Genomic DNA, 12,323 nt, shown 5'->3' with positions numbered 1-12,323 from the left:
CTTGTATTTCATTTATCTACTTAAATAAAGTCGGCCTTGTTTTGGTTTAGTGCTACCATCATTGAATTCTAAAATATAGAAATATACACCTACTGGAACTTTAGAATCTCCAAATTTAATTCCCCCTTGTGTGGTAGTTCCATCCCAATTTGGTGTGTTTCTATTTCCTTTATAAAGAATAGCACCGTATCTGTTGTAAATCTCTAATCTGAAATTTGGATATTTATTTTCAATATTTTTAATTACAAATTCGTCATTTACTTTATCTCCATTTGGAGAGAATCCATCGGGAATTAAAATATCATCACATTTATTTAAGTCAACAGTTACTGCTAGTCGATTTGTACTTTCACAACCTGATGCTGAGCGTATGGCTCCATAATAGGTATTTTCATCTTCTAGTAAATCTGTACTATTAAATGGTTGTCCATCTGAAGGAGCATCGTACCATACAACCGTTCCGTCAGAAGTAATATTGTCAGATAAATCAGCAATGGTTGGATTATCAGCGTCACAAAATTCATTACCGTTTGGAACAATTTCAGGAGTTTCTAATTCAGTAACAGCAAAAGTAAATGGACTAATGGTACTTGCCGATGACCCACACTGACTGACATTTGAAGTAAGCTGAGTCACAGTAATGGTTACATTTCCAGAAGCATTCAAATCGGCAGCTGGTAGTATAAAACTTCCTCTTCCATTCGCAAAAGTAACTGTAGCAGTTGAATTCGAACTATTAGCTCCAGATAACTGATAAGCAATGGTATATATTCCATCACTTAAATTAGTAGCTCCTGTAATGAATACTTCATTAGAAAAATTCAAACAAGCTGAAGCTGCATTAAGTGTTGCCCCGGATGCATCAGGAATTGGAAATACTTGAAAAGCAGTAGTAGCGTCTTCATTAAGATTATTACATCCTGAAGTAAGATTTGTAATTGAAGTAATCGTAAAAGTATAATCACCTGCGTTTGTAAAATAAGAAGCTGGAACCGTAAATTGACCTGTACCACCTGCAATTGTCACTATTCCTGAATTTCCAGTAGCTGGAGTAGCATTAGGAATACTATAAACAAACTGATAATTACCATCCGCTAATCCGGAAGTTGCTCCCGAAATATCAACTTTTAGTGGACTTCCTAAACATATATCGGAAATAACTATGTTTTTATTTTCCAAATTTGAACTTGGTTTTAATATAAAATCGGCACTTACATTCGGATTAATTAAAGTAATACAAGTTGTGGTGACATTTGTTATACTTAAAAAAGTTACTCTTGTGGTACCAATATTTGGAATATCTGTAGCATTGATAGTAAAAGCACCAGAACCATTAACAATGTTTACATTAGCATTTTGATTGGCTAAAACATTCGCTAATGATAAATTGTAATTAATAGTATAGTTACCATCCACCATATTAGACAAGGTAACCGTTACATTATTCCCTTTACAATTGGATGAAGAAACGGCAATATTAGCAGCAGCTAAAACTGGGTTAGTAAGTATAGTAAATTGCACTGTCTCACTATCAGACCCGCATGAATTTGTAACAGTATAGGTATAGCTATAAGTAGAAGGACTCAATTTTGAAACATCTATAGGACTTGAAATCGTCTGATTATTAACATCTGTCCAAACTCCTCCTGTTTGATTTCCAGAAAGTAAGGTAAATAAATCAAAAGTTCCTGCAGAATTACATACATTTTGTGTTCCAACAAAAGTTCCTGCATTTGAAATTGGGTCTACTTTTACTGTAACTGTTGCTGTATCATCATCACAAGGTTGATTCCCAGCAAAAGTATAGGTATAAACGCCAGCCTTATCTACAGCAGGATTAAATAATCCCGTTCCACTCGCCAATGCTGGTGACCAAGTACCCCCGACTTGTGGTATACCCCCTAAACTTAAAAATAAATCTTGTGGTGCATTATTAACACAAAAAGTAACATTTCCTGAAACTCCTGCATCTGGTCCAGGAACAATATTTACTGTTAAAACTGCTGAATCGGGGTTACAGAATGGGTTACCTACCGTATAAGTATAATCTCCAGCTTTGTCAACTGCAGGATTAAATATTCCTGTTCCACTAGCCAAAGAGGGTGTCCAAGTACCTCCAACTTGTGGAGTTCCTGCAAGAAAAGTAAATAAATCCAGTGGGTCATTATTTGAACAAATACTAGCTGTTGCATTTTCACCTGCATCTGGAAGCGGATTCACAGTAACAGTTACCGTAGCTGAATCATTTGAACAAGGATCAGTACCACTAAAAGCGTAGGTGTAAATTCCTGCTTTGTCAATTGCTGGATTAAAAACTCCTGTTCCACTAGCTAAAGCTGGAGACCATGTTCCTCCTACTTGTGGGGTACCACCTAAGCTCAAAAACAAATCTTTTGGTGTACTATCTAAACAAAATGTAGCGCTTCCAGAATTTCCTGCATTCAGTCCGGGAATAATTGTAATTGTAACAGTCGAAGAAGCATTCAAACAAGGAGCCGAACCACCAACTGTGTATGTATATGTTCCCGCTTTATCTTTTGAAGGATCAAAAATTCCTGTTCCACTTGTCAAAGCTGGTGACCATGTACCTCCAGATTGAGGTGTACCACCTAAAAGGGTTATTAAATCAACACTATCCGCATTTGAGCACAAATCAACTTGTGTATTGGTTCCCGCATTTGCAGCAGGCACAATAGTAACAGTAACTAAAGCTGTATCATTCACACATGGTGGAGTACCCGCTACAGTATACACATACGACCCTGCACTATCAAGTGATGGATTATAAACACCTGTTCCACTTGCTAAAGTTGGAGACCAAGTTCCTCCTGGCTGTGCATTTGAACCTAATAACAAGAATAAATCTTGTGGACTACTTTCGCTACAAATTGAAAGACTAGCATTACTACCAGCAACTGGAGGTTGTGTAACGGTTGATGTTGTTGATGTCGACAACAATTGTGTACAACTTGGAGGACTTGCTAAAGTGATACTTACCAAATTATAAGTTGAAGTTACGTTTAATGAAGTATTTAAAACAGCACTACCAGATGGTCCTATAGCAATCGTCTGATTACTACCTCCATTGATAGTATAGGTAACAATTGAATTTGGTGTCCCAGTAAATGTTACAGTAGTATTTGTACCTGAGCAAACGGTTGGACTTGAAGTAACTGTTGCAGTAGGCAACGGATTTACAGAAATTGTAACAGCGTCTGTTAATGGTTTACTACAACTTGGAGTTCCTGAATCCTTTACACTAACTAAACCATATATTGTTGTAGCTGTTATTGGCGAACTGATTATTGCAGTACCATTAGAATCTAAAACTACTGTTTCATTACTTCCTCCATTTACTGTATAAGTTACTGTAGCATTTGGAGTTCCAGAAATAGTAATTTTCGCATCGGAACCAGAACACACGCTTGCATCAGCTGAAATTGTAGCAATCGGTAATGGTAATACAGTAATTGTTACTGAGCCTATTTGAGGATTACTACAACCTGGAGTACCAGTAGTGGCAATAGCTACTAAAGAAACGACTACAGTTGATGTGTAGGTATTGCTCAAGGTTGCTGAACCCAAATTGTCTAAAAGAATAGTTTCATTACTCCCTCCATTAACAGTATAAGTTACCGTAGCATTTGGCGAACCTGTAAAAGTTATTGATGCATTTTCACCTGAACAAATTGTTTTGTTTGATGCTATCGTAACTGTAGGAAGTGGTTCAACATTAATTGTAATCTCTCCAGACTGAGGCTGATTACAACTTGCATTTCCAGATAAAGCGGCACTTACTAATGTAAAAGTAGTAGTAGCAGTATAAGTGCCTGTAATTGAATTCATTCCAGAATCGTCCAGGGTTATCGTTTGGCTATTCCCTCCATTAACTGTATAAGTAACAATTGTATCTGGTGTACCTATAAAAGTAACAGTTGCACTAGAACCAGAACATATTGTTGTTGCATCAGACTCAATGCTAACAACTGGCAACGGAACAACATCAATAATAACCTCACCAACTATTGGTAATGTACAACCTGAACTCCCCGCAGAGGTAACACTAACTAATGTATATGAGGAACCTTTTGTAAATATTTTTGTAATCGTAGCTGTACCAGAGGCATCTAAAACTATGGTTTCAGTATCTTCTTCATCCAACAAATAAGTAACTGTAGCACTAGGTGTGCCCGTAAAAGTGATTGTAGCTGTCGATCCTGAACAAACTGTTTGACTTGACGAAATGCTAACTGTTGGAGGAGGAGAAACCGTAATAGTCATAGAACCTGTTTGTGGTTGAATACAAACTGGTGTAGAAGCAGAAGCCACACTTACCAAAGAATATACAGTATTAACAGAATAGGTATCTACTATAGTAGCAACACCTTGACTATCTAATACTATAGTTTGATTACTTCCACCATTAACGGTGTAAGTAACTGTAGCATTAGGAGTTCCTGTGAATGTCACAGTAGCACTTGAACCTATACATATTGTTGTGTTTGACGAGATTGTTACAAAAGGGAGAGGTTCAACATTAATGATAATTTCTCCTGTTTGAGGTTGACTACAACTAGAATTTGCAGATAAAGCAGCACTTACTAATGTAAAAGTTGTAGTAGCTGTATATGTACCTATAATTGAATTAGTTCCAGAATCATCTAAGGTTATCGTTTGGTTACTTCCTCCATTAACGGTATAAGTAACAATTGAATTGGGTGTACCTATAAAAGTAACGGTTGCACTAGAACCAGAACATATGGTAGTCACATCAGATTCTATACTAACAACTGGCAAAGGAACAACATCAATAATAACTTCCCCTGATACAGGCACAGTACAACCTAAACCACCAGAGAAGGCAACACTGACTAATGTGTATGAAGAGCCTTTTGTATATGTTTTTGTGATTTCAGCTTTACCAGAAGCATCTAAAACTATTGTTGCTGTATCTTCCTCATCCACTAAATAAGTAACCGTAGCGTTTGGTGTACCCGTAAATGTTACAGTGGCACTTGAACCTGAACAAATTTCTTGACTTGAAGAAATAGTCACAATAGGAAGAGGCGAAACCGTAATTGTCACTTTTCCAGATTGAGGTTGCGGGCAGGCAGGATTACCTGGAGAAGTCGAACTTACCAAATTATAGGTGGTAGTTACAGAATAAGTATTAGTTATTGTAGCAGTTCCTAAATTATTCAATACTATTATTTGATTAGCTCCTCCATTAACATTATATGTCACAGTTGAATTGGGTGTACCAGTGAAAGTTACCGTAGCAGGAGAACCTGAACAAATAGTTGTATCTGAAGAAATTTTAACTATTGGTATAGGTTTCACAGTAATTGTTATCGAACCTGTTTGCGGTACCACACATCCTGGTGAGCCAAGCGAAGTAGCACTTACTAAAGTAAATATCGTAGTCGAGGAATACGTATTTGTAATTGTTGCAATTCCTGTATTATTTAATACAATTGTTTGATTACTACCACCATTTACTGTATAAGTTACAATTGCATTAGGTGTTCCATTAAAAGTTACTGTCGCACTTGAACCTGAACATATTGTTGCATTAGAGGATACTGTAACTGTGGGTAAAGGTAAAACTCTAATTGTTGCCGTTCCTGTTTGTGGCTGACTACAATTTGGTGTACCATTTGAAGCAACACTAACTAATGCAAAAACTGTTGTCGATGAGTAGGTATTTGTTATACTTGCAGTTCCTAAATTGTTTAATACAATAGTCTGATTATTTCCACCATTTACTGTATAAGTTACAGTGGCATTTGGAGTTCCTGTAAAAGTCACTGTTGCTGAACCTCCTACACAAATATCGGTGTTTGCTGCAATCGAAACAATTGGCAAATTCTTTACCGTCACCGTCACAGAACCTGTTTGAGATTGACTGCATGAAGGAATTCCAGATGTTGAGACACTTACCAATGAAAATACTGTAGTTGTTGAATACGTATTAGTTAAAGTTGCTGTTCCTGAGGCATTCAAAAGTATGGTTTGATTGCTACCACCATTAACCTTATAAGTTACGGTAGCATTTGGTGTACCAGTAAAAGTAACCGTTGCAGATCCATTTGGACACACAGTCGTGTTTCCAGAAATTACAACAGTAGGCAAAGGTATTACGGTTATTGTCACAGAACCAGTTTGAGGTTGTGAACACACCGGATTAGTTGCAGAGGTAATACTAACTAAACTATAAGTTGTAGTAGAAGAATATGTATTTGTGATAGTTGCAGTTCCCGTATTATTTAATACAATTGTTTGATTAGCTCCTCCATTTACTGTATAAGTTACAGTAGCATTTGGAGTTCCAGTGAAAGTTACCGTAGCTGAACCATTAGGACAAACACTAACATTATTAGAAAGTGTAACTGTTGGTAATGGAATTACCGTAATTGTTACTGTTCCTACTTGAGGTTGACTACAGCTAGGAACACCCGAAGAAGCTATACTAACTAAAGAAATAGTTGTAGATGCATTATAGGTATTTACTAAAGATGCAGTACCAGAAGCATTCAGAACTATAGTTTGATTATTTCCTCCATTAACTTTATACGTTACTGTAGCATTAGGAGTCCCTGTGAATGTTACAGTAGCGCTTGACCCTGAACATATTGTCGAATTTGATGAAATTACAACAGATGGTAACGGTAATATAGTTATTGTAGAGGTTCCTGATTGAGGTCTTGCGCAAACAGGCGTAGTCCCTGTAGCTATACTAACTAAACTAAAAACAGTATTTACCGCATAAGTATTTGTTATACTTGCAGAACCGGAAGCATTCAACAAAATAGTTTGATTACTACCTCCATTTATAGTATAGGTAACAGTAGCATTTGGTGTACCCGTAAAGGTAACCGTTGCAGAGCCATTTGGACATATACTTTGATTAGCCGATATCGTAACTGTAGGTTGCGGTATAACTGTAATTACTACAGTACCTGATTGTACTTGACTACAAATTGGGTTTGTAGCCGATGCAATACTCACTAACGAAAAAGTAGTTGTAGCATTATACGTATTTGTAACTGTAGCTGTACCTGAACTGTTCAATACAATTGTTTGATTGTTTCCACCATTAACAGTGTAAGTTACAGTTGCATTTGGCGTACCCGTAAAAGTAACTGAGGCCGAAGAACCTGTGCAAATTGTTGAGTTAGAAGAAATTGTTACTGTTGGCAAGGGTAAAACTGTAATTGTAGCGCTACCTGATTGTACTTGACTACAACTAGGTGAACCTGAGGAAGCCACACTAACTAAAGAATAAGTCGTTGTAGAAGAAAAAGTTCTATTTATGGTTGCAGTTCCTGATGCATTTAAAACTATTGTTTGATTTGCTCCACCATTGACCGTATATGTCACTGTCGCATTAGGAGTTCCAGTGAAGGTTATTGTGCCATTAGAACCAGAACACAACGTTGAATTTGAAGCTATACTCACAGTAGGTAATGGAAGTACAGTAATTACAACCGTTGATGTAGCAGGCGCACACGAAGCAGAAGTAACAGTATAAGTAAAAGTGTATGGACTACCTGCCAATGTTAACGATGAAACATTTACTGTACCCTGATAACCATTTACCGTTGACAATGGACCCGACCAAGTACCTGTTTTGTCAGGAGTTCCACCCAACAAATTATACAAATCAAAAGGTGGAGTTGTTGTTAAATTTGACACACAAATACTTCTGCTTCCATTTGTACCTGCATCATTAGGTTTAAGTAAGGTAACAGCAACTTCAAATCTTGATAAACTTTCACAAGGTGGATCTGTACTCGTAGCAAAATAACTCTGACCATCAACTAAAATCGTCGATAGCGGCAAAGGCGAAGCTGATGAGGATGTTGGATACCATATTTTACTACCTGTAGCTACTATATCAGCAAGCGTTGGTGGACTACCAGGTATATTACAAAATTCTTGAGTTGGGTCACCTGTTGGTAAAGGCACCACCCCAACATTTACAAAAACATTAAGTCTCGAAGTTTCACAACCCGTATTCGGGTTTGTCTGACTTGCATAATAAATTTTGTTATCAGTCAAAACAGTCGAAGGAGATAAAGCCACTACCCCATTAGGAGTATCATACCATTTCACATTATTTCCTGCTGCTATTAGACTTGATATTTTTGCATCCGCAGCTACATCAACACATACTCCTTGAAAGTTCTGTCCAGTTGGGGCAGAATAAATAGTAACCGTAACCTTTTGCCTAACTCCACACGAACCAGTATTATCATCAGCAAAATAATCCTCGTTATTAATCAACCCCGAAGCATTTGATAAAGCAGCGCCTCCTGTAGCATTTGCATACCATCTAACACCTCCTCCATTATTAGTCGCAACAAGATTTGCAACTGTTGGAGATTGAATATCGCAAAAAGTTTGAATCGGATTTGTAACAGTAGGACACTGTGCTAAGGATTTTGTCAAGCCAGCAAAAAAAGCTAAAAATGCAAAGACTTGAAATATTTTTTTTCTACCAAGAGTACTAATTCTCATAAGCATAACTATATTGACAAATTAACAAGACAAAATAGACAACAGCGAATAAAAACTTTTACGGTAACCTGAAAATTTATTTACTCAACAAAAAAAACTTGCCTAAATTTAATAGATAATATTAGTTAATAAATCAATCATAAAATTTTGAATGGTTTTAATATTATGAACAAAATCATTAACAATTTATTAATAGTCAAAAACCGTAAAATTTAAAATCCAACGACCTGATTTACATATACTAAAACTAAAAAGAGAATAGCTGAAAAACTCAAACCATCTCTTTTTAAGATTTTAATAAACTAACTGTAAGGAACAAAAAAATAAGGAAAATCTTCTTAAAAAAGACTTAAAATCACTTTAAATAGCAATTCAAGATACGATAAGAATAGTTAAATTGTCCTAAAGAAATATTTATTTTAGATTAATGATGCTATAAGCAACAATGGCATCTTTGTGATTGATGTACAACTGTTTTCTATTGCCTTGCTTTTTTCTGGTTATTATAGAAATTAAAAAGGGTTCTCCATCATCATTCCTACAAGAAAAAGGATATATTTCATCATTCTCATTTTCTTGTTTTTCTTCATAATTTACAATCTCATACAACTGAATTTCTTGAGAATATATTATGATTCTATTTTTGTTGGTATCCAAAGTTACTACTAATGATGCTTCTTGAAAATCAGACCATTTACCCCAAGCCCCTTTTTCATCTTTCTCAGAAACCGTAAATCCAGTTGTTTGAAATTTATACATCTGACCCGATGCATGCTGGGTAATTCCAAACAGACTTACAATTATAAATATGTTTCTAAAATACTTCATCATATCCATGTTTTGCTATATATAGTATTAAATTAAAAAAATATATCTTTTACATTATTCTTTGACGATTCAAAATCTTGAATTATTTCAGTCATTATTTCATCAACAAATTTAATCTCATGGATTAATCCCGCGACCTGTCCTATCTCAAGTTCGCCCTCATCCAAATCACCCTCGAACATCCCCTTTTTGGCTCTACCTCTTCCCAGTAATTCTCTCAAATCCTCAACTTTGGCACATTTTGCATATAAATTCTCAACATCCTGATAAAATTTATTTTTTATCAATCGAACTGGTGTTAATTCTTTTAATGTTAATTGAGTATCCCCTTCTTTGGTCTCTAAAATTTTATTCTTGAAATTATCATGTGCTGAAGATTCATAAGAAGCTGCAAAACGACTGCCTATTTGAACTCCGTCAGCGCCAAGAACCATGGCGGCTAACATTCCTTTTCCTGAAGCAATTCCACCAGCAGCTATTAATGGAATCGAAATTTGTTCTTTTACTATAGGGATTAAAGTAAATGTAGTGGTTTCCTCTTTTCCATTGTGACCTCCTGCCTCAAAACCCTCAGCAACAACTGCATCTACTCCTGCTTCTTGGGCTTTAATTGCAAATTTGGAGCTACTAACAACATGTACAACCGTAATCCCTTTATCTTTTAAAAATGAAGTCCAAGTCTTAGGATTACCTGCAGAGGTAAAAACAATCTTCACCCCTTCTTCTACAATACTATTTATAATCTCTTCAATATTGGGATACAATAAAGGCACATTCACTCCAAAAGGTTTACTTGTAGCTTTCTTACATTTTTGAATATGTTCCCTCAATACTTCAGGATACATAGAACCTGCACCTATCAAACCTAACCCCCCAGAATTACTAACTGCACTTGCTAATTTATATCCGCTATTCCAAATCATTCCACCTTGAATTATTGGATATTTAATATTGAAAAGTTGGGTGATTCTATTCATAGTGCTTTCTGTCGAAGTAAACTTACGAAATTACTCCTGAACCAACTAATTCATCATCAAGATACCATGCTACAAATTGCCCTGATGTTATTGCAGATTGAAGTTCATCAAATGCAACATACATTCCTTGCTCGTATTGATAAAGAGTAGCCGCTTGTAATCCCTGACGGTACCGTATTCTAGCCATTACCCTCAGAGTTTCTCTATTTTTTATAGCCAAATCTTGACGAATCCAATGTACTTCTGATTGTTTTATAAAAAGTGCTTTTCTAAACAATCCAGGGTGACGATTTCCTTGACCCGTATATATAGTATTGGTTTCTACATCTGTAGCAATGACAAATAATGCTTCCTTAGTTCCGCCAACATTCAAACCTTTCCTTTGTCCAATGGTGTAATAATGTGCACCTTGGTGTTTTCCAACAACTTTTCCCATGGTTGGAGTGTATTGAATTGGGGTTGCATCTGCTATAAGAGTCTCGTCTTGAGACTTATAATTATGTTGCTTAGAAGAGTAAATTTTTTCATTGGCATCAACTTCAAAGATTAAACCCTCTTTTGGCTGTAACTTTTGTTGTAAAAATTCAGGCAATCTTACTTTGCCTATAAAACATAACCCTTGTGAATCTTTCTTATCAGCGGTAACCAAATCCATTTTTGAGGCAATTTCACGAACTTGAGGTTTTGTCAATTCTCCAATTGGAAATAGTGATTTAGCTAATTGCTCCTGTGAAAGTTGACATAAAAAATAAGATTGATCTTTGTTTCCATCTATTCCTGCCAATAATTGAAATACTGGAGCCCCATTAACGTTAATTTCATCTTTTCTGCAATAATGACCAGTGGCTACATAATCGGCTCCTAGACTTAACGCAATTTTCATAAATACATCAAACTTGATTTCGCGATTGCACAAAACGTCAGGGTTGGGAGTACGTCCTTTTTCATACTCGCTATACATATAGTCAACTATTTTTTCTTGATATTGCTTACTCAAATCTATAGTTTGAAAAGGAATTCCAAGTTTTTCAGCTACCAATAGTGCATCATTACTATCTTCTAGCCATGGACATTCATCAGAAATAGTTACAGAATCATCATGCCAATTTTTCATAAAAAGACCTATGACTTCATAACCTTGTTGCTGCAATAAATATGCGGCAACACTAGAATCTACTCCTCCTGATAGTCCAACAACTACACGTTTCATTTTAAAAAATTTACGTGCAAAAGTACAATTTTAAATTTATTTGGTTTTTGGTTTTACAACTTTCTTAACCTTTGACATGTTTTCTTCACTAACCAACTTTCCGTTTTCATAAAACTGCCAAATTCCTTTCTTTTTCCCATTAACATATTTACCTTGAGCTGCGATATTACCCAATGGATCTCTGTAAATAGCCCATCCGTCGTACTCGCCATTTTTATAATTGGATTCTTCTAAAACAACAGCATCCTTTTCAGAATACTTTTTATACAGCCCATTCTTTAATCCTTTGGAATAATTTGCTTCCTCAGCAATCTTTGTGCTTGGATAAAAAACCGTTCGCAATCCTTCTAATTTCCCGTTTTTATAATTTTCAATAGTCATTACTTCCTTAGATTCTTTATGGTAGTATTTCCATTGCCCTTCAAATAACTTATTGAGTTGTTTCCCTTCGCTTACCTTATTTTTTCTCTGATCATAGAATATCGTATAAACAGAATTATCTTTTGCATTAAAATCTCTAGTTGCTATTATTGACTGAGCTTTTGTATCATCATAATAATTAAAAACACCTTCTTCCTTTCCATGATTGAAAGTCCCTTCATAACGTATTCTTTTTGAATCAGGATAAAAACCTTTCCAAACGCCATGCTTCTTCCCTTTGTCATCCAGTTGATTGAAACTTGTTTGAGCAGTAACTACAACATTAAACATCAAAACAAAAAATAGCAGACGGTAACTCATTTTATTTTTTATCATATTAAAAAAACTTACTGATAACGATAACGGCT

The 12,323-nt window shown here is 35.7% G+C and carries 5 protein-coding genes; all 5 read right to left on the bottom strand.

The genetic code is table 11. From position 1 onward, the window contains the following. Positions 1-12: 12 nt before the first annotated feature. Complete coding sequence (locus tag AC23L6_RS11400; protein WP_487562527.1) at positions 13-8,520, bottom strand: Ig-like domain-containing protein; 8,508 nt, start codon at positions 8,518-8,520, stop codon at positions 13-15. Between the two features lie 414 nt (positions 8,521-8,934). Continuing rightward, positions 8,935-9,351, bottom strand: a complete 417-nt coding sequence (locus tag AC23L6_RS11395) for a hypothetical protein (protein WP_487562528.1) — start codon at positions 9,349-9,351, stop codon at positions 8,935-8,937. A gap of 29 nt (positions 9,352-9,380) precedes the next feature. Next, a complete protein-coding gene (locus AC23L6_RS11390) occupies positions 9,381-10,325 on the bottom strand; it encodes an NAD(P)H-dependent flavin oxidoreductase (RefSeq protein ID WP_487562529.1) in 945 nt (314 codons plus the stop codon). A 22-nt stretch (positions 10,326-10,347) separates the two neighbouring features. Next, the gene (gene mnmA, locus AC23L6_RS11385) at positions 10,348-11,535 is read right to left on the bottom strand and encodes a tRNA 2-thiouridine(34) synthase MnmA (protein WP_487562530.1); all 1,188 of its coding nucleotides are present in this window, start codon (positions 11,533-11,535) and stop codon (positions 10,348-10,350) included. 36 nt (positions 11,536-11,571) lie between these two features. Next, a complete protein-coding gene (locus AC23L6_RS11380) occupies positions 11,572-12,291 on the bottom strand; it encodes a toxin-antitoxin system YwqK family antitoxin (RefSeq protein WP_487562531.1) in 720 nt (239 codons plus the stop codon). Positions 12,292-12,323: the final 32 nt, after the last annotated feature.

The sequence above is a fragment of the Flavobacterium sp. R1_16 genome (genome assembly GCF_057652095.1).
The sequence above is the reverse complement of the archived record's forward strand: the minus strand, read 5'-3'. Positions and strand labels throughout refer to the sequence as shown.

What these genes read in the sequence shown, in the direction of transcription:
- AC23L6_RS11395 (WP_487562528.1), bottom strand. Translation starts at nt 9,351, where the DNA reads ATGATGAAGTATTTTAGAAACATATTTATAATTGTAAGTCTGTTTGGA.
- AC23L6_RS11400 (WP_487562527.1), bottom strand. Translation starts at nt 8,520, where the DNA reads ATGAGAATTAGTACTCTTGGTAGAAAAAAAATATTTCAAGTCTTTGCA.
- mnmA (WP_487562530.1), bottom strand. Translation starts at nt 11,535, where the DNA reads ATGAAACGTGTAGTTGTTGGACTATCAGGAGGAGTAGATTCTAGTGTT.
- AC23L6_RS11380 (WP_487562531.1), bottom strand. Translation starts at nt 12,291, where the DNA reads ATGATAAAAAATAAAATGAGTTACCGTCTGCTATTTTTTGTTTTGATG.
- AC23L6_RS11390 (WP_487562529.1), bottom strand. Translation starts at nt 10,325, where the DNA reads ATGAATAGAATCACCCAACTTTTCAATATTAAATATCCAATAATTCAA.